20 protein-coding genes and 1 pseudogene are annotated in these 18,479 nt (G+C 66.8%); 5 read left to right on the top strand and 16 right to left on the bottom strand.

All coding sequences use genetic code 11. The annotated features are described in order from the left end of the window. Positions 1–27: 27 nt before the first annotated feature. Both K4G53_RS03725 and K4G53_RS03720 read right to left on the bottom strand, forming a co-directional pair. Positions 28–918, bottom strand: a complete 891-nt coding sequence (locus K4G53_RS03725; protein WP_221384164.1) for an SDR family oxidoreductase — start codon at positions 916–918, stop codon at positions 28–30. After that, positions 915–1,364 carry a nuclear transport factor 2 family protein gene (locus tag K4G53_RS03720; protein WP_221384163.1) on the bottom strand — a complete coding sequence of 150 codons (450 nt, stop codon included), beginning with the start codon at positions 1,362–1,364 and terminating at the stop codon, positions 915–917. The genes K4G53_RS03725 and K4G53_RS03720 overlap by 4 nt, the downstream gene beginning before the upstream one ends. A 98-nt stretch (positions 1,365–1,462) precedes the next feature. On the opposite strand from K4G53_RS03720, the gene K4G53_RS03715 reads away from it, so the two are divergent. Both K4G53_RS03715 and K4G53_RS03710 read left to right on the top strand, forming a co-directional pair. After that, positions 1,463–2,125: a TetR/AcrR family transcriptional regulator gene (locus K4G53_RS03715; RefSeq protein WP_221384162.1), complete on the top strand. Its 663-nt coding sequence runs from the start codon at positions 1,463–1,465 to the stop codon at positions 2,123–2,125. 350 nt (positions 2,126–2,475) lie between these two features. Further along, positions 2,476–2,778 (top strand): YciI-like protein, encoded by a 303-nt coding sequence (locus tag K4G53_RS03710; protein WP_221384161.1) that lies wholly within the window; start codon positions 2,476–2,478, stop codon positions 2,776–2,778. Positions 2,779–2,790: 12 nt separating this feature from the next. Here the strand turns inward: K4G53_RS03710 and K4G53_RS03705 are convergent, their stop codons facing one another. From K4G53_RS03705 to K4G53_RS03690, 4 genes are read right to left on the bottom strand one after another with little or no spacing between them, the layout of a single operon-like run. Next, positions 2,791–3,555, bottom strand: coding sequence for an ABC transporter permease (locus tag K4G53_RS03705; RefSeq protein WP_221384160.1), 765 nt, complete (start codon positions 3,553–3,555; stop codon positions 2,791–2,793). Next, complete coding sequence (locus K4G53_RS03700) at positions 3,552–4,391, bottom strand: ABC transporter ATP-binding protein (protein ID WP_221384159.1); 840 nt, start codon at positions 4,389–4,391, stop codon at positions 3,552–3,554. The genes K4G53_RS03705 and K4G53_RS03700 overlap by 4 nt, the downstream gene beginning before the upstream one ends. Before the next feature lie 3 nt (positions 4,392–4,394). Next, the gene (locus K4G53_RS03695) at positions 4,395–4,769 is read right to left on the bottom strand and encodes a DUF1048 domain-containing protein (protein WP_221384158.1); all 375 of its coding nucleotides are present in this window, start codon (positions 4,767–4,769) and stop codon (positions 4,395–4,397) included. A 2-nt stretch (positions 4,770–4,771) separates the two neighbouring features. After that, complete coding sequence (locus tag K4G53_RS03690) at positions 4,772–5,122, bottom strand: PadR family transcriptional regulator (RefSeq protein ID WP_221384157.1); 351 nt, start codon at positions 5,120–5,122, stop codon at positions 4,772–4,774. Positions 5,123–5,443: 321 nt separating this feature from the next. On the opposite strand from K4G53_RS03690, the pseudogene K4G53_RS03685 reads away from it, so the two are divergent. Next, positions 5,444–5,584: pseudogene (locus tag K4G53_RS03685) on the top strand (DeoR/GlpR transcriptional regulator); the annotation flags it as partial. Between the two features lie 59 nt (positions 5,585–5,643). Continuing rightward, on the top strand, positions 5,644–5,946 hold the full coding sequence (locus K4G53_RS03680; RefSeq protein WP_221384156.1) for a YciI-like protein: 303 nt from the start codon (positions 5,644–5,646) through the stop codon (positions 5,944–5,946). On the opposite strand, the gene K4G53_RS03675 is transcribed toward K4G53_RS03680, so the two are convergent. From K4G53_RS03675 to K4G53_RS03630, 10 genes are all read right to left on the bottom strand, one after another. After that, complete coding sequence (locus K4G53_RS03675) at positions 5,943–6,458, bottom strand: nucleoside deaminase (RefSeq protein WP_221384155.1); 516 nt, start codon at positions 6,456–6,458, stop codon at positions 5,943–5,945. The two genes, K4G53_RS03680 and K4G53_RS03675, sit on opposite strands and share 4 nt — an antisense overlap. 49 nt (positions 6,459–6,507) lie before the next feature. Then, positions 6,508–8,319: an FAD-dependent oxidoreductase gene (locus K4G53_RS03670; protein WP_260323179.1), complete on the bottom strand. Its 1,812-nt coding sequence runs from the start codon at positions 8,317–8,319 to the stop codon at positions 6,508–6,510. Between the two features lie 15 nt (positions 8,320–8,334). After that, positions 8,335–9,174 (bottom strand): aldo/keto reductase, encoded by an 840-nt coding sequence (locus tag K4G53_RS03665; RefSeq protein ID WP_221384153.1) that lies wholly within the window; start codon positions 9,172–9,174, stop codon positions 8,335–8,337. Next, a complete protein-coding gene (locus tag K4G53_RS03660; protein ID WP_221384152.1) occupies positions 9,171–10,040 on the bottom strand; it encodes a sugar phosphate isomerase/epimerase in 870 nt (289 codons plus the stop codon). The genes K4G53_RS03665 and K4G53_RS03660 overlap by 4 nt, the downstream gene beginning before the upstream one ends. Next, entirely contained in the window at positions 10,037–12,103 is a 2,067-nt protein-coding gene (locus K4G53_RS03655) for an FAD-dependent oxidoreductase (protein ID WP_221384151.1), read from the bottom strand. Before K4G53_RS03655 ends, K4G53_RS03660 begins: the two co-directional genes overlap by 4 nt. Positions 12,104–12,112: 9 nt before the next feature. Further along, positions 12,113–13,237 (bottom strand): Gfo/Idh/MocA family protein, encoded by a 1,125-nt coding sequence (locus tag K4G53_RS03650; RefSeq protein WP_221384150.1) that lies wholly within the window; start codon positions 13,235–13,237, stop codon positions 12,113–12,115. Beyond that, positions 13,234–14,172 carry a shikimate dehydrogenase gene (locus tag K4G53_RS03645; protein WP_374226144.1) on the bottom strand — a complete coding sequence of 313 codons (939 nt, stop codon included), beginning with the start codon at positions 14,170–14,172 and terminating at the stop codon, positions 13,234–13,236. Before K4G53_RS03645 ends, K4G53_RS03650 begins: the two co-directional genes overlap by 4 nt. A gap of 4 nt (positions 14,173–14,176) precedes the next feature. Further along, positions 14,177–15,553 carry an MFS transporter gene (locus tag K4G53_RS03640; RefSeq protein ID WP_221384148.1) on the bottom strand — a complete coding sequence of 459 codons (1,377 nt, stop codon included), beginning with the start codon at positions 15,551–15,553 and terminating at the stop codon, positions 14,177–14,179. A gap of 158 nt (positions 15,554–15,711) precedes the next feature. Then, positions 15,712–16,614, bottom strand: a complete 903-nt coding sequence (locus K4G53_RS03635; protein ID WP_221384147.1) for a LysR substrate-binding domain-containing protein — start codon at positions 16,612–16,614, stop codon at positions 15,712–15,714. Between the two features lie 87 nt (positions 16,615–16,701). Further along, positions 16,702–17,439 carry a Pr6Pr family membrane protein gene (locus K4G53_RS03630; RefSeq protein ID WP_221384146.1) on the bottom strand — a complete coding sequence of 246 codons (738 nt, stop codon included), beginning with the start codon at positions 17,437–17,439 and terminating at the stop codon, positions 16,702–16,704. A gap of 220 nt (positions 17,440–17,659) precedes the next feature. Here K4G53_RS03630 and K4G53_RS03625 point away from each other — a divergent pair, with 220 nt between their 5' ends. After that, positions 17,660–18,445 (top strand): SDR family NAD(P)-dependent oxidoreductase, encoded by a 786-nt coding sequence (locus tag K4G53_RS03625; RefSeq protein ID WP_221384145.1) that lies wholly within the window; start codon positions 17,660–17,662, stop codon positions 18,443–18,445. The last annotated feature ends 34 nt before the right edge of the window (positions 18,446–18,479 follow it).

The following is an 18,479-nucleotide window of genomic DNA, read 5'->3' as shown; positions in this document are numbered from 1 at the left end:
CGCCTCGCGTCGCGCTTTTGGTTGTCCCTACACCGGCGATCCAGGAGCGCCGGATGCCTCAAGGACCTGCTGCAGCCCGGTGATGGGGATGTCCGGAAAATCGGCGCGCCCGGGCCCAAAGTCGAAGGCTCCCGCCCCGGACTCTTGCCATACCCCGGCACCCGCCACCCTAGCTAAGAACGGCGAGAACGGCCTGGCAGCCACGGAGAGCAGCCTCAAGGCGGCAGGCGGGATCCGTTGCACTGAGCCATGTCCCGCCCTGGCCAGCACAGCCTCCGCCAGCTGGTTGCCGGTGAGCGTCTGCGAGCCCCATTCGATGATGCGGTTCCGCAGTGCCGGGTCGCGGACGGCGCGGAGCACCACGGCGGCCGCATCCTGGACCGACGTAAAAGTCACCGGGGCGGATCCGGAGCCAAATACCGGCACCTTGCCCTTTGCCCCGAAAGCAGCCGTCAAGTCCTCGAGCCGCTGTTCCAGAAGCGCTCCCATCCGTATGACGGTCCAGTCCATGCCGGATGAGCGGACTGCTTCCTCAGCCGCGGCCTTGCAGCGCAGGTAGTCGATCGGCCCGTCGGGCGCGGCCCCATGCATGGACATCATGATCAGGTGCTGTACTCCGCCGGCTGCCGCCGCACGGACCAGCCGGATGGCGCCGTCGCGGTCCACCTCGCGCGGGCCGGAGTCCTTGAGTCCGAACCCCGAGGCCGCGAACACCACCGCAGTGCAGCCTTCCACCGCTCTCCGGCAGTCCGATTCGGACCCGAGGTCCCCGCGGAAAAGTTCGACGCCGGCGCCCACCGCCGTGGCGAAGGGCTGGGAACTGCCGCGGGCCATGATGCGGACCCGGTGGCCGGACTGCACCAGCAGGGGAACCGCGGCGCGGCCAAGGCGGCCCGTGCCGCCGACGACAAGGATCATGACCGTACACCCCCGGCTGCCCCTTGGACCGCCTGGCTGACGGCTTGATTTACGTCGCCGGAATCCTGGTCCAGGGGTTCAAGGTAGAACTGGGCGGCTGCGATTTTGTCGTCGCGGACGGTGAGGATGGACACCCCGGCGGCGCGCTGCACGGATCCGTCCGGCCGGGTGCCCCGGTTGCTCCATTCCATCCAGACTTTGCCGTCCGGACCCGTTGCCGCGTCGTGGACGGTGAGGGCGAGGTCCGGCAGGCCGGCGAACAGTGCCGTCCAGTTCTTCCGGACCTGGGCGGACCCGGTGAAGCTGCGGGCCGGGTGCACAGGGGTGGTGTTCCGGTAGTCGTCGGCGAACTCGGACACCATGGCCTCAAGGTCATGGCGGTTGGCCGCGGCCAGCATGCGCCGGACCGGGCCTTCGGGGACGCGCTCGATTCCTGAAGCGTCCATGATCTGCTCCTTTGTTTCCGTCGCGGAAGGCGGAGAGGCTGGTACGCCGAATTTGATACAGTTAGCTGTATTCAACTGATACAAGGAGTTTAAGCCCGATGGGACCGGCGGTCAACGGCACCCAACCTCGCCCCCGCAGCTACGACTCGCGGCGACGGCAGGAGGCGGCCGAGGAGTCCAGGAAGCGGGTGCTCGCCCAGGCGCGGGCGCTGTTCCTGGCCAACGGCTACGGCCGGACCACCATCGCCGCCATTGCGCACGCGGCAGCTGTCTCCAAAGAGCTGGTGTACAAGGCGTTCGGCGGCAAGCCCGGCCTCGTGCGGGCCATTTACGAGCAGAGCCTGCTTGGAGCCGGGGGCACCCCCGCGGAGGAGCGGTCGGACCGCGCTCAGGACGTGGTCACGGACCCCCGCGAACTCATGGAGCAGTTCGGCCGGTTCATTTCCGAGGTCAGCCCACTGGGCTCGCCCATCTACCTCCTCATCAGGGACGCAGCGGCGGGCGGGGACCATGAAATGGCCGCCCTCCTGCGCGACGTGGACGGCGAACGGTATCAACGAATGCTGCACAATGCGCGCCACGTGCTCGGGCGGGGATTCCTGCGGCCAGGTCTAACGCCGGAGGAGGTGGCCGACGTCTTCTTCATGAGCACCTCTGCCGAACTCTACGAGACCCTCGTCCTCAAGCGCGGCTGGAGCGCCGACCGTTTCGGGCGCTTCACGGCCCGGACAATGGCCGCCCACCTCCTGCCGGAGGGCTGACCAGGCAAGGGGAAGTACGACGACGGCACTTGTCTCATCCTGTCGTCCTCCGTCGGGAACGGGAGGCACTGCGCGCAATCGAGCCGGGTGTGAAGGCGGCGCAGACGCCAACGGAATCAATGCGGCGGCCCGCTGCCGCGGCGCGAGGAGATCTACCACCTTGCCGTGAGCACCGGTTTGGCCTCCATGGAGGAGCACTCCGCCAAGTTCTAGGTGACGGCGTCCACCACATCCAGCTGCAGAAGTTCCGCGACTCAGGGGTACTGGTTGGTGGCGGCGGTTTAGCGGTTAGGTCCACTTGGGTAGGCTACGTCTGCAACGAACGCCCCCCGAAGAACAAGGAGACAGGCATGCACGCGGTGCTGGAGTACACCTACGCAGACGACTACCTCGAAAGCCGCGAACAGTTCCGCGCAGACCACCTCCGCGCGGGGTGGGAGGCGGTCGAACGCGGCGAGCTTCTGCTGGGCGGCGCTGTTGGAGAAGGCCCTTTCAAAGGCTTGTTAATTTTCACCGGTGAGAACCCGGTGGAGGCCGCCAAAGGTTTCGCAGCCGCGGACCCCTACGTCATCAACGGCGTGGTGACGGAGTGGACCGCCACCCCCTGGACCACGGTGCTCGGGAGCGAGGCAGCCACCCCTGTCCGCCGTTGAGCGGTGCAAGCCTTAGCTGATTTTGCGGTGGTAGCTGGCAATCGCGAAGGCGTACCCGAGAACCAGGATGCCGAAGAGCCAGGCGAGAGCTGTCCAGATGTCGCCGCCAACCGGTTGCTGCGTGAACAGTGCCCGGATGGTGTTGACGATGGAGGTGACGGGCTGGTTCCGGGCGAACCACGCGACCGGGCCGGGCATCGAGTCGGTGGGTACGAAGGCCGAGCTGATGAACGGCAGGAAGATGAGCGGGTAGCTGAATGCGCTGGCTCCGTCCACGGTCTTGGCGGAGAGCCCGGCGATCACGGCGATCCAGGTCAGGGCGAGTGTGAAGAGGACCAGGAGGCCCGCAACCCCGAGCCACGCCGCCACGGATGCTCCGGTAGGGAACCCCATGATCAGCGCGGCGCCAATGACGACTGCCACCGAGACCATGTTCGCGGCCAGGGAAGTGAACACGTGCGCCCAGAGCACGCTGGACCTCGCGATCGGCATGGACTGGAAGCGTTCGAAGATGCCGCCCTGCAGGTCCAGGAACAACCTGTACGCGGTGTAGGCGATGCCGGACGCAATCGTGATGAGCAGGATTCCCGGAAGCATGTAGTTGACGTAGGACTCATCGGATCCGGTGTTGATTGCGCCCCCGAGGACGTAAACGAACAGCAGCATCAGTGCGATCGGGGTGACGGCCGTCGTGATGATCGTGTCGGGGCTGCGGAGGATGTGGCGCAGCGAGCGGACAGTCAGTACGCCGGTGTCGCCGAGTGCATGGGTGGTCATCGAAGTTCCTTTCCTGACCGGGCACTGCCGCCGGTCCGTTCGACGGCTTCGGGCTCGGCGCCGGCCTGCCCGGAGTCGCCGACAAGGGCCAGGAACACGTCCTCGAGGGAGGGCTGTTTCTCGATGTACTCGACCTTGGCCGGCGGGAGGAGCCGCTTGAGTTCGGCGAGGGTGCCGTTCTGGATGATCGTGCCCTGATGGAGGATCGCGATCCTGTCGGCGAGCTGTTCCGCCTCGTCGAGGTATTGCGTGGTCAGCAGGACCGTGGTGCCGTTGCTGGCGAGTTGTTTGACGGTTTGCCATACCTCGATGCGTGCCTGCGGGTCGAGGCCGGTGGTTGGTTCGTCCAAGAAGATGACCGGAGGGTCGCCGATCAGGCTCATGGCGATGTCGAGCCGGCGGCGCATGCCACCCGAGTACGTGGACGCCTTGCGGTCCGCCGCCTCGGTGAGCGAGAAGCGGGCGAGGAGGCCGGCGGCGATGGCAGCCGGGTCTTTCAGGTGGCGGATTTTCGCGATCAGTACTAGGTTCTCCCGGCCGGTGAGCACTTCATCCACAGCGGCGAATTGGCCGGTAAGGCTGATCGATCCACGCACATCACCGGGGTTGGCCGTGACATCGAACCCGTGCACCGCGGCGTTGCCGGCGTCGGGTTTCAACAGTGTCGAAAGGATCCTCACCAAGGTGGTTTTGCCTGCGCCGTTTGAGCCGAGCAGCGCGAAGATGCTCCCCGCGGCGACCTCGAAATCGACCCCTTTGAGGACCTGCACGTCCTTGAACGACTTCTCGATGCCCTGCACCCGGATTGCGGGGCCGAGGGCCTGGGCCGGTGCCATGGGTCAGCTCCCGTTCCCGCTGTCACCGGCGGCTGCGTTGATGGCCTGGCGCAGACGCTCGCGCTCCTTGTCGATCCACTGCTTGCCGGAGTACGCCTGCGCGAACGTTTCCGCGAACTCCACCGGATCTTCGCCGACGATCGTACGCACTGGCGTCCCGTCGATGGCGGCCCGCTCCCACAGACCTGCCAGGTCACCGAACATGGTCACGAGCGTGTCACCATCGGTGATGCCGCCGTAGTACATGAGGTACCGGTGCATGGCCGTTGCCGCCGTTGCGTACGGTCCGGGAAGGCCCTCGAGGCGGGCTTTGTTCTGCTTGTACTGTTTCTTCTGCTCAAGCGAGCCGGTGAGCGACTCGATCCATTTTGCAGCCATGGTCAGGCTCCTTCTTCCTGCGGGTTTTCGATGTTGTGATGGAGCTGTTCGATCCGTTCCGCGAGGAAATTCCACGTCCTCCAGAACTCCTCCAGGTATTCGCCGCCGAGCGCGTTCAGCGAGTACACCTTCCGCGGCGGACCTTTCTCCGACGGGACCTTCTCGACGTCGACCAGGCCGCGCTGTTCAATTCTGACCAGCAGCGCGTAAACCGTCCCCTCCACGATGTCGGAGAAACCCTGGTCGCGCAGTGTGGCCGTGATCTCGTAGCCGTATGCCGGCCGCACCGCCAGGATCGCGAGGACGACGCCCTCGAGCGTGCCCTTGAGCATCTCGGTCATTTGCTTTCCCATGGCGATCCTCCCGGGTATTCGGTATTACTGACTACTGGTACATAGTAGGCACGAGTACCAGTAGATAGCAATACAGAATAGCGGTGCACAAAATAGATTCTTGGGCCCGCCTACGCCCTGGCGTTCGTGGAACGCGGAACGTGGGCAAAACTTGGGCCGAACCTGGGGCGGCGGCCGGAGCCCGGCCGACAGGATTCCCTGGACATCGAGCCCTCGGGCTATTCGGCGAACAGAACCGGGGGGACGAATGGCGGAACGCCGACGCTTACGGAGGACGACGGCTGGTCCGGACCTACTGCGGGGCCATGGCCCGGCGGAGGACTGAGGCTGCGGCCCTTCCACGCCTGGGCACGGCTGGCCTTGCCCTGGACCCTGGTGACGGACGACGGCGCCGACCCCGCCCAGGTGCAGAAGTTCCGCGACGCGGGCGTACAGGTTGAGGTGGCTGCGGTTTCCGGCTGATTCTGCTGGGTAGGCTATTTCTACAACGTACGAAACCCCTGAAAGATATGGAGTCACCCATGCACGCCGTGCTCGAATACACCTACGAGGACAACTACCTTGAAACCCGCGGGCAATACCGCGCAGACCACCTCCGGGCGGGGTGGGATGCAGTCGAACGCGGCGAGCTCCTGCTGGGTGGAGCCGCCGGCGAAGGACCCTTCAAAGGACTGCTGATCTTCACTGGTGACAACCCGTTGGAGGCCGCCAAAGCTTTCGCAGCCGCCGATCCCTACGTCATCAACGGCGTCGTCACCGCATGGACGGCCAGCCCCTGGACCACGGTGCTCGGAAAAGAAGCGGCCACACCCGTCCACCCCTAGGCGCTAAGCCCCGTGCAAGGCAGGACCGGGAATTCCTCGGCGATGTCCTCAGCCCACAGGCCGGGACTGTCTGCCTGGAATGAGCGCATCATGTCCACGCAACGCTGGTCATCCACCACTACGACGTCAACCCCGCGTGACCGCAACAGGTCCAGCTCGCCGTCGAACGTGCGCGCCTCCCCCACCACCACGCGGGGAATCTTGAACTGGATGATGGTTCCGGCGCACATGGCACACGGGGCGAGCGTCGTGTAAAGCGTGGTGTCCCGGTAGCTCTTCTGCCGTCCGGCTGCCCGGAGCGCGGACATCTCCCCATGTGCGATCGGGTCGCAGTTCTGAACGCGTTCGTTGTGCCCGCTCGCAATCACAACGCCGTCCCGGGCAAGCGCGGCGCCGATGGGAATGCCGCCTTCGGCCTCGCTCTGCTGAGCGGCCCGGTAGGCGGCTTCGAATGCGGGAACGTCGGCACGGTCCAACTCCGGCGCGGCGGACTCAGGCTTCTCGTGGGTCATGGCGCCATTCTTGCATGGGGTGCCGGGACGTGCCGCCGAAAACCTCAGGTCATGGCGCCTGCTGAGCAGGCCCGCCCGAGGAGGTGGAGGAAGCCGGCACCTGTTCTGCCGCGGGCGCGCCGTCGTCCTCGTAATGGGTGGCACGGGCAAGGTCACGTCCGGCGATGTAGCCAAACGTCAGCGCAGGCCCGAGGTTGATTCCGCCGGCCGGGTAGTGCCCGCCCATGACGGAGGCCTGGTCATTGCCGGCCACGTAGAGGCCCTGGATGGGACGTCCCGAAGTATCCAGGACGCGCGCCCGCGCGTCCGCCGCGAGTCCCGCAAAGGTGCCGAAGGATCCCGGAACGATTTTCACAGCGTAGAACGGGCCCTTTTCCAGGGGACGCAGTGAGGGGTTGGCGGTGTTCCTGGGGTCACCGCCGTATTTGTTGAACTCGGTGGCGCCGCGGTTGAAGTCGGGGTCCACGCCCCTGCGTGCGTTCTCGTTGAAGTCCGCAATGGTCTTGGCCAGGCCTTCGGGGTCGATGCCACAGGCGGCAGCGAGATCTTCGATCGTGTTGCCTTTCTTCAGGTATCCGCTGCGCAGGTACGGGAAGAGTGGCACCGGCAACGGCTTGGCCATCCCCAGCGGGTACTTGCGCAGGAATTCGGCGTCGGCGATCTGCCATGCTTCCGCGGCTTCACCCTCGGGGGTGGCAGCCAGCAGGCCTTCCACGTAGTCGTAGTAGCCGTTGGCTTCGTTGACGAAGCGCTTGCCGTCGCGCCGCACTCCGATGCTGCCCGGCTTGGCCCGGTCCATGATGTGCGGGAAAGTGCCGGTGCGTCCGTTCCGGTACGGGACCAGCGAAACCGGGCACCACGCGGCCGGGGATGCCAGCTCGGTCTCGAAGCGGGCACCCACCTGCTGGGCCATGGTAATGCCGTCCCCCGTGGTTTCCCTGGGCGCCAGGGTCCAGTGCTCCCGGCCGGTTGGGGTCTTGGGAAAGAGTGCTTTGCGGCGTGCGATGTCATGGGGAAAGCCCCCCGTGGCCAGGACGACGCCGCGGGAAGCGGTGATGCGGAGTTCGCCTTGCGGGGAGCTTACGACGGCGCCCGTCACCTTCCCGGAACTATCGGCCAGCAGGTGCCGGGCCGGGGTGGAGACGAGGATATCCACGCCCAGGTCGTCTGCCGATTTGAGCAGCCGGCCCGTCAGTGCGGTGCCGTTGACCAGCTGCATGTTGCGGCGGTGGGCAAGGAGGTCCAGGAGGTGGAGCCCCACCCGCCAGCCGGCGTGGAAGATCCCCCGGATGTCCCCCTGGGAGGCGGACAGGAACTTGGTCAGGTCCGGTCCCGCCATAATGCCCATGCCAAGGAATGAGGTTTCATAGAGCTGGTGGCGCATCTTCGCCCGGAGCGCAGGCCTGATGCGGCGTGCGTTGATCGGCTTCGGACCCACGGAACGGTGTCCGGTGCCGGCGCCCGGGGTGTCGCCGTAAATGTCCTTGATCTTGGCTCCGGGCACGAACTGCAGGCTCGTCTTGTTGTGGAAGAAACCCACCATGTGGGGCGCTGCTTCGAGGAACGCGTCCACCCGGTCTTCCCGGTAGTGCCGGCCGAGCCGGTGGCGGAGGTACGTCCGGAAAAGGTCGCGGTCTTCGTTGATGCCTGCGGCTTTGGCAAGCGGGTTTCCGGGCGTCCAGGCCCAGCCGCCGGACCAGGAGGTGGCGCCGCCGCAGACGGCGGCTTTCTCGACGACAACAACTTTCAGTCCGTGGTAGGCGGCTGTCACGGCGGCGGACAGGCCGCCCGCTCCGGAACCAATCACCAGGACGTCGCAGTCCAGGTCCGAGAAGCGGGCGGGAGTTTGTGAAGGGGACATCATGCCAAAGCTTTCTTAGTGGAAGTAGGTGTCTGGGTCGAGACGCGGTGGTGCACCGGTTTCGAGTGCGTCTATGGCAGCGAGCTGCGGTTGGGTCAAGGTGAAACTGAAGACGTCCAGGTTTTCGCGCTGGCGTTCCTGGTGTGCCGACTTGGGGATGGCGACGCGGCCGTGCTGGACATGCCACCGCAGGACGATCTGGGCCGGCGTTTTTCCAAGCTCCCTGGCCGGGCCGCTGATGGCGGGGTTGCCGAGGAAGCTGCCGTTGCGGCCCAGCGGGCTGTAGGCAGCGGTCAGGATCCCCTGCCCGGCGTGCCAGCGAAGCTGTGCCGGTTGGCCGTGTTCGGGGTCCACCTGTATCTGGTTCAGGGGGATCCGCAGCCCTGCGGCCTGGACGCGCTGCAGGTGGGCGGGCTTGAAGTTGGAGACGCCCCACGCACGGATGCACCCGGCATCCATCAGCTGCTGGAGTCCCTCGCACGCTTCCACGAACCGTCCCTGGGCGGGGTTGGGCCAGTGAACCAGGAACAGGTCAAGGTATTCCGTGCCGAGCCGCCGGGTTGCCTCCACGAAAGCTTCCCGGACGCCGGGCCGGCTGTGCCAGCGGGCGTTGAACTTGCTGGTGAGGAACAGTTCGCCTCGGTCGATTCCGCTGCGGCGGATGCCTTCTCCCACTGCCGCCTCGTTGGCGTAGTTTTCGGCGGTGTCGATGTGCCGGTAGCCGGTGGTGATGGCCTGGGCCACCGCGGCGGCGGCATCCTCCCCCATCATGGGCCAGGTCCCCAGGCCGATGAGCGGGATCTTCACACCCGGCACCAACTCGGTGGCCGTTCCGCCGGCGACGGTGGTGCTCATTGCACACCCGTCCTGGTGGGCATCTTTGCGTCCCGCAAGGCGTCGGCCCTCGCGAGCACAGCATCCACACCGGCCTTGAGCCGCCGTGCCCAGCCGAGCTCGCCCAGTTCAGCTGCGCGCCGGTCCGAGGGCGCCTCCGCACTTACCGGAAGGCCGTCCGGAAGGGCGGCCACCACCTCCGCGAGCCCGAATTCCCCCTCGCCGGGAATCTCCCGCTCCGCCCGGGATTCGGTGATGAGGGCGTCACGGCTGGCCGGCCGTTCCCTCGGTCCGTCACACAGTTGAAGCAACGGCACCAGGGCTGCGTGGGCGCGCAGCGCATCCCACTGCCCGGCGCCCCCTGCGGCGACGAAGCGGTTGAAATGCAGGGTGTCCACCACGATGTTGCAGCCGGCCCTGCCGGCGAGATCCGCTGACTGGGCAATGGACGCGACCGGCTGGTACGAGATGGCTTCCAGGGTGGGGATGATGCCGAAATCGCGGCCGTCCTCGGTCATTGACCACAGCGTGTTGAGCAGCCTGCCGCTGTCGGGATCCCCTCCCGCAACAGTGATGGAGCTGGCGCCCAGTGCCTGGCCGGCTTCCATCATCCGCAGCCAGTCGTCCCGCTGGTCGCTGCCGTCCAGCAGCAGGAATTCGATGTCCCGTACGGTCACGCCGGTGTCCTGCATGCGCGCCAGGGTCTCTTTCAGCATCGGCGATCCCGGCTGCACGTCAAAGGGCCGTTCCGTGGGTGTCACGGGGCGGACCCGCACACCGACGAAATCGAACCCGGCCTGGGCGGCGATGCCCACGAGGGCCGGCGGGGCCGTGTTCAGCAGTGAGAGCTGGGCCAGGCCGATGGGCCGGGGCGGGTTGTGCGTCATTGGAGTGCTCCGTCCAAACTGGGTTTCGTAGTGCCAAGAGAGTCAGGGGACAGCAGGACCGCGATCCGTTGGGCTGCGTCGTAGCCGCTCTTGACCGCGTTGGATGCGATCGCGGGTGCTTGGTCCACGACAGTTCCGGCCAGGGTCACCGGCACTCCGGCCAGAAGGCTCAGTTCCGCGTCGCGTGCCCCTGCCGCGATGGAGCCGTCAAGCGGAACCACGGAGCGCGAGACCAGGATCGGTCCCGGGGCGTCCAGCCATTCTCCGGCCGGCGGGCAGTCCGGCCCGGACACCCGGACCCGTGTTCCGTCGTACTCCTCGATGACGGAGTCCAGCCGGATACGGACCCGGGGGTTGGCCTGGAGCCGGGGAACGGCCAGGATCTTGGCCCTGCGGCCGGATTCCGGAGCGATGGCCTCCTGCGGCCCGAGCAACAGGACCGCTGTTCCCCTGTCGGCCAAGGTATCGGCGACGCTCATGGCAACGGAATCAGCGCCCCAGATTGTCACGGCCTCCGGCATGACGGCGCCCTCCATCGGTTCGGCGAGCACTTCCGGGTGGCCGGCCAGCCAGTCCCGGATGTCCAGGACGTCCGCTGAGCCTACCGCCGGGAAGCCGGCGGCGGGTCGGAGACCACCGGTAGCGAGTACGACGGCGTCTGCCGCAGTCTCGCGGACGAAGGCATCCAGGCGGGCGGTATCCACGCGCGATCCAAGCTCAAGGTCGATGCCCAGCCGGGCGTTTTCTGCCGCGGACCATTCCATGAAGCGGTGGAAGTCGGGGGTGGACTTCATCCGCTCCGCCAGGGCGAACTGGCCGCCCGGCCGCACGCCGTCGTCGAACACGGTCACTTTCGCCCCTGCTTCGGCGAGCTCCCGGGCGGCGGTCAGGCCGGCGGGGCCGGCGCCCACAACCGCCACGCGGGTCCCCTCGCGGACGGCCGGGGTCGGGACGGGGATGCGGGAGCGGCCCACCGCAGGGTTGACGGTGCAGGTCACTTGGCCGAGGCCCAGGTTGTCGATGCAGACGTTGCAGGCGATGCAGGGACGGTAGCGCCCACCGTGGAGGACACCGCCCACGAAGGCCGGATCCGCGTGGACGGCCCGGGCAAGGCTGACAAAATCGCACGTCCCTGCGGCGAGGACTTCTTCGATGATGTCCGGCGAGTTGAGGCGGCCGGCCATCCCCAGCGGGATGCCGAACTGGCGGTAGGCCTTGGCGTAGCCGGCGAGGACGCCGGGCTTCCATTCACCGGACTGGACGATCCACTCGCCCGCTTCGTAGCTGCCGGCCGAGATGTCCAGGAAGTCGAGCTTGTCCAGGTGGGCCTTGGCCATGATGGCCACCTGCTCTTCGGCGGAGATACCGTTGGCGGGGCCTTCCAGCACGGAAACCCGCATTCCCACGATGGTGTCCGGAACCGCAGCCCGGACCGCGTCGATGACCCTGTTCATGAAATACTCGGGGGCGCCGAACCGGTCCTTCCGGTGGTTGGAGACCGGTGACATGAACTGGTGGATCAGGTAGCCGTGGGCGCCGTGGAGGTTGATGACGTCGAAGCCGGCCAGCACCGCGCGCCGGGCAGCCTGCGCGTAGGCTTCGACAAGCCCATCGCACTCCTCGCTGGTGAGCTCATGCGGGACTTCGCCGCCTGCCACCTCGCACGGCACGGGCGACGGCGCCACATTCTTGAACCCCGACACGGCGGCCTGCGCGGTGCGGCCACCATGGTTGAGTTCGACGGCGGCCAGGGCGCCTTCCTTGTGCAGCGCGTCCGTGAGTTTCCGCAGGCCCGGGATCATGCTGTCACTGTGCAGGCCCAACTGGTGGGTGCGGCCCTTGCCGTCGGCACGGACGTAGGTAGCTTCGGTGGTGACCATGCCCAGGCCGGCTTTGGCTCGGGTCACGAGGTAGTCGATGTACTGCTCGGTGATGCGCCCGTCAGTGGTGCCGTAGTTCCGTTCCATCGGGGCGGAGGCAAGCCGGTTGCGGAGGGTCTTGGGAGTGCGGCCGTTGCGCCCCAGGGTCAGGGGGGCGGCGGCGTAGCGCGTGTTCTGTTCCATTGCTTTTCCTTAGCCCGCAACCTGCGTGAGGGGGCGTGTTGTGCCGGGCAGCGGGGCGAAGCGGACGGGGCTGCCTGTCCGGGACGATTCGTAGACCGCCAGCAGGATCCGCAGCGCCTTGGTGGCATCCCGGCCGGTGATGGCCGGTTCACCGCCTTCGCGGAGGGCCCGGACGAAGTCGCGGACCTGGGCGGTGTGGTGCGGGATGAGCTGGCCGTTGATGGCGGCCAGGGGGACATTGGGTTCAGCGCCCTCGGGGTGGGCCGGTTCGGTGCGGACCCTGCCCGCTACGGCCCACAGGTCCACGCGTCCGTCGCTGCCTTCGGGGAATTCGGTCAATGACGCGGAGGCACCTGTCTCCCCTGTGATCCGGACCTGTGCCCCGAGACTTGGGGACACCGCCGTCGACGCTTCAAGCGTGGCCATGGCGCCCGAGGTGAAGGTGATGACGGCCGTCGCCGAATCCTCCACTTCGATGTGGTCGCCGTGTTTGTACGTGTTGATCCTGCCGTATACCTCGGCCACATCCCCCATGAACCACTGCAGCAGGTCGATGTAGTGGATGGCCTGCGTCATCAGGACCCCGCCGCCGTCGTTCGCCCAGGTTCCGCGCCAGGCGTCCCGGGAGTAGTACTCCGGGTCGCGGTGCAGCATCACCGAGCACTGCCCCAGGATGGGACGGCCAACGGTCCCGTCGTCAATGGCGGCGCGGATGCGCTGGGCTGCCGGCCAGAACCGCCGCTGGAAGAGGACGCCCAGCTTCACTCCCGCCTGGTCGCAGGCTTGCACCATGCGCTCGGCGGACGCCAGCTCGACGGCGATCGGCTTCTCGCAGAGCACGTGCACTCCCGCTGCGGCCGCCTGCAGCACCACCTCCTCGTGGGTGGGGTGCGGGGTGCAGACGGAAACGATGTCCAGGTCCAGTGCCAGGAGTGCATCCACGGTGCTGAGGGCATGGGGAATCCCCCACTCCCGCGCCGTGGCCTGGGCACGGCCGGGGTCGACGTCGCATACGCCAACGATCTCGAGGCCATCGAGGGAACGGAATGCAGCCAGGTGGTTGTGCGAGATCGCTCCGCATCCTGCGATTCCAACGCGCAGCGGGCGGGCGGTGACGGGTGAGGGGGTGGTCATCGACGAATGCCATCTTTCTGTTCGGAGTGGGATGCGGATGCTGCCCGGCGGAAGGTGGCCAGCATGTGGTCCGGGTCCGCGGGGATGCGCGTGAAAAGTTCGAATGCCGCGGCGGCCTGCCCCACCACCATCCGTCCGCCATCCAGGACCGCGCACCCCTTCTCCCGCGCGGCCATGATCAGCGCGGTCTCGAGCGGCCGGTAGATGACGTCCGCCACCCAAAGCCCCGGGTGCAGCAGGCTGGGATCCACCGGGATCCCGGGATGGCCGGTCATGCCGATGGGCGTTGTGTTAACCAGGCCGTCGGCGGTGCGGATGTTTCCGGCGATGGAATCGGTGCGGGCAGCCACCACCTCGCTGTGGGGAAAGTGGGGGGCCAGCCGGGCGGCAAGGCTTTCTGCCCTGGCCGGTTCGATGTCCGCTATGACCAGGTGGCCGGCGCCGGCGTCGAGGAGGGCGTAGGCCACGGCCGCCCCGGCTCCACCGGCACCGACCTGCACGACGGAGTTGAGGTGCGCCGACGGGAGCCCGGCGCGAAGGCCGCCGATGAAGCCGGTGTGGTCGGTATTGTGGCCGACGGCCCTCCCGCCATGGAAGATAATGGTGTTGACCGCGCCCAGAACGCGGGCATCGGGCGAGAGCTCGTCCAGCCCTTCCTGCACCATTTGCTTGCTCGGGTGCGTGACGTTGAGCCCGTCGTATCCGAGTTCCGCTGCGCTCCTGACCAGTTCTGCGGACCTTCCGGAGTGCCCGCCCAGGGCTTCCAGGTCGATGATGCGGTAGGTGTAGGCCAGGCCCAGCCTGTCCGCTTCCGCTTCATGCAGGCCGGGGGTGAGGGAACCGGCGATGCCGGCGCCGAGCAGCCCCACGACGAATCGGTGGTGGACATCGGGCTTACGCGGCTGGAGCAACTGCGGACCTGCAAGGGTTTGCAGCATTTCAGGCCTGTACCTTGTCTGCTGCTACCTTGTCTGCTGCCGGGGCCGAGGGGGCGTGGAGCCGGGAGCCGGCCTTCTTCAGCCCCAGCAGCGCTGTTGGAGTCCTGGCTGTCTCGGGTGCCGTAAGCGCAGCGATGGCCGAGACGGCGCAGGCCGCTGCGGCGAAGATGGCGACTGGACCCCAGTTTGCCTTGTCGCCGCCGATCAGCAGCTCGGAAATCACCGGGGCGAAGCCGGCCAGGAGCAGGCCGAACATCAGGCTGACGGCCATTCCGGAGTAGCGGACCTTCACCGGGAACTGCTCCGGGAAGTATGCGGGGTAGATGGCGTTGGTTGCCGTGTAGGCAAGGCCGATCAGGACGATTCCGGTGAGGAAGATCAGGGGTACGTTCGCCGTTGTCAACGCCGCGAAGAACACGAAGATCATGCCCATCTGCAGCACCAGTCCGGACAGGAAGACCGGCTTGCGCCCGATGCGGTCGGCAAGGATTCCTGCCAGGGGGCCCATGGCTACTGCGGCCAGGTTGGCCACCGCGATCACGGTCAGCATCAGGCCCTTTTCCACGCCGACGACGGAGGTTGCGTAGCTGAGGGCGAAGACGTTGATGATGGTGTTGATGATGGTGAAGAGAGACATGGCGGTGACGCGGAGGACAGTCACCCAGTGGTGGCGGAACAGCGTAACCAGCGGCACTTTGACCACTTCATCGTGGGCCTGGACTTCCTGGAACACCGCTGGCTCTTCGAGGAGCCTGCGGAGCACGAAGGCGATGACGGTGACCACGGCGCTGGCAAGGAAGGGGATGCGCCAGCCCCAGGCCAGAAGCTGTTCTTCGGGCATGGAGGCCACGGGGATGAAGACCAGGGTGGAGAGCACGATGCCGAACATGATCCCGCTCATTGTCCAGCTGGTGTAGAAGGCCCGTTTCCTGTCGGGGGCGTGCTCGAGGGTCAAGGAGCTCGAACCCGGCGATTCGCCGCCTGCGGAGAGCCCCTGGAGGAGCCTCAGCGCCACGATGAGGATCGGCGCAGCCATGCCGATCTGGTTGTACGTGGGCAGGCAGCCGATCAGGAAGGTGGAGGTTCCCATCAGCAGCAGGGTGAGCAGGAGTACCTTCTTGCGGCCAAACTTGTCGCCCAGGTGTCCGCAGATCACGGCGCCAAGCGGGCGGGCTACGTACGCCACGCCCACTGTGGCGAAGGACAACAGCATGGCGGACGGGCCGGGCGCGAAAAAGAGCTTTCCGAAGATGAGGGCTGCGGCCGAACCGAAAATGAAAAAGTCGTAGTACTCAAGCGCGCTGCCGACGAATCCCGAGACGGCCGCGATCCTGGCATTGTTCTTTGGGCGTGCTGGCACCGATGTCGACACTGACATGGTCTTCCCTTCGTGGACTGGAACGGTTGTGCAGGCAGGGCCTGCGCTTCAACCGGGCGCCGCATCGGGCGGCTTCTTCATCCAGTGTGGTCCCGGCCACTTAGTAAGTCCACGACTAAGTTGGTCTAGCACTATGCTGCGATCGCACTATATTCCCGTCAGGTGGGGACGGGCGGGAAGACCTCTCCGGCGACGTCGAGCACGGCTTTCAGCACGGCCGAATCGTTTTCCGTGGACCAGGCGATGGCATGGTTCATGTAGTGGTGCGGGCCGTCCAGCGGCACGTAAGTCGCCCCGGAGGGGATGATGCCCGAGATTCCGCTGCTCATCAGGGTTACCCCCACGCCGGCGGCCACGAACGTCAGCACCATGTAAGGGTCCGACAGCTCCTGGACGATGCGCGGCCGGAATCCCGCCGCCATGCAGGATGCCAGCATCACCTCCGTCATGGAGGAGGAGCCGTCCGTGGGCGGCGAAATGAAGTCGTCACCCGCCAGGCTTTGCACCGGTATGGACTTCTCGCGCGCCAACGGATGATCCAGGGGAAGCACTGCCCCGATCTCTTCACGGGCAACAAGGCGGGTCACCACCGATGGCACCGGCGAGTCGGAAAGTCCGACGAACGCCAGGTCAAGGGTGCCATTGGCAACGCTTGCCAGACCGTCCCGGGTGCGCACCCTGCTGGTAAGGTCCAGTTCGATATCGGGGTAGCGCCGGCGCACGGCGCGCGTCAGCGGCGGAAGCGTCAAATGGTTCACGGCCCCCGAAAACCCAATCAGGATCTTTCCGCGGACGCCCTCCACTTCGGCCAGGGCGGCTTCACGCGCCAGGCGCATGTCCTGGAGCACGCGGTAGGCCCGCGGAAGGAGGGCATGGCCAGCCGGGGTCAGCGCCACGCTTCTGGTATTCCGCTCGAAGAGGCGCGTGCCCAGGTCGTTCTCAAGCTTCCGGATGGTCTGGCTCAAAGGGGACTGCGAGGTATGCAGGCGGAGTGCTGCCCGGCCAAAGTGCAGCTCTTCGGCAACCGCCACGAAAGCTTCAAGCCACCGGATCTCTGTCATTCACCCGCCCTTGCTGGCAGCCCGTGCAGTTGGCCGCCGGTTCCATGGGAACGCACTAGGTGCACTCTGATCATAGTAACCGGGCAACTAGGTGGAATCAGCACTCAGCTGGGCAGGGGTTTCCTTTCCGGGTCCGCGGGCGAGACCCACCCGGACATTGCCGGCGACGTGCACGAGTATGCCGACCAAGAGAAACGCGGCGAGTACCAGGGCGCTGGTGGCGATGACCGCCGGCCAGCCGCCGCCGAGCCCCGGGTTGAGGAAGTCGTAGGGGTACCAGCCGTCGAGGGCGCCGCGCACCCAGGAGAAGATCAGGAACACCCCCGGGTAGCAAAGCCAGACGAGGGGCCGCCGCCATGGGCCTCGGACAGTGCGCGTGACCAGGAGCCAGTCGAGCCCCGCGACCAGGGGTGCGATGCGATGGGTGACCATCCACGGCCAGTACAGGTCCAGCGTCCACCACGGCTCGTCAGGCGGAGCCACGAGCACCACATAGATAATGCCCGTCATCACCAGGTAGAACGCGAGGGCGCCGAAGAGGTGATCCCACCACTGCGGCAGCCTCGCACGCGGCCGCGCAGCGGACACAAGGAACACGAGCCCGAGGACGAGGTTTGACTGGAACGTGAACTGGGAGATGAGCTGGGGGATGTCGACGGAGTTGCCGGGCTGGGTCGCGTCGTACAGCTCCTGGCCAAGGGCCGCGAGCATGGCGAGTCCGGCGCCGCCGCGTACCAGACGGATCCAGGGACGGTCCGGATGCAGCGCCCGGTTGGCGCCCACGTTGCGTTGAACCGGAGGATTCAGCGTCAGCACGTCGCTCACGGCATCAGCGTAGTGTTGCGCCAAGCCGGGCCCCAGCGTCAAAAGGACCGGATTGCCACCGACCGCTCCCGGCCCCGCCGGCCTGACTATGCGGCTCCTGCACATAGTCCTTGACCGAATAAGTGTTGGACTTGCCTCAAGAGCGTTACCACCATGGAATCACCCCAGCTGGCCCCGAAAGACTGGTCCGGCTCTCCGACTCAATGAAGAGGAACCTTCCATGGCTACTTTCGCCGCCACCTATGCCTGCGCGAACGGGACAGCGGCTGCCGCGCCCGTTTGGCCCGGCCGCTTCCAGGGCCAGGTGGTCCTGGTGACCGGGGCGGCCGGAGGCCTGGGGTCGGCAGCAAGCGAGCGCCTCCGCGCCGAGGGGGCAACAGTGGTCAACACCGATGCTCTCGGCACGGGCAACGGGGAGGCCCCCGCAACGTCACTCCGCCTGGACGTCACGCAGCGGCAGGAGTGGGATGCCGTACTGGCCGAGGTGCTGGGGCAGCACGGCCGGATCGACGGTGCGCTCTTTGCCCACGGGGTCCAGGGGCCTGAAACCGCGGTGCAGGACATGCCGTTTGCGGGATGGTCACGGACGTTCGCCAACAACCTGGACGGGTGTTTCCACGGCCTTGCCGCACTGCTTCCCGTCATGCGCCGCGCCGGCTACGGCCGCATCGCCGTGCTCGCTTCCATCGCCGCGCGTGAGGGCAACGCCAACATGGCTGCGTACTCGGCATCGAAGGCAGCCGTGGTGGCACTGGTGAAGACGGCCGCCAAGGAGGCCGCGCCGGACGGGGTGACGGTGAACTCGGTGGCGCCGTCGATGTTCCGGACACGGCTCCTGGAGGACCTTTCCGCGGAGCGCAACGCAGAGCTTTTGGCCCGGGTGCCGATGGGCCGGGTGGGCGAACCGGCGGAGTTTGCCTCACTTGCTGCCTGGCTGCTGTCTCCGGAGGCGAGTTACACCACCGGGCAGGTGCTGGACCTCAGCGGCGGGCGGAACACCGCCTAGGCCTCGGAGGGCACCCGGCCTCCCGCCCGGCCCG

It is taken from the genome of Arthrobacter sp. MAHUQ-56, from assembly GCF_019710585.1.
Classification (GTDB): Bacteria; Actinomycetota; Actinomycetes; order Actinomycetales; family Micrococcaceae; genus Arthrobacter.
Note: the sequence above shows the minus strand (reverse complement) of the source record. Positions and strands in the feature narration are given on the sequence as shown.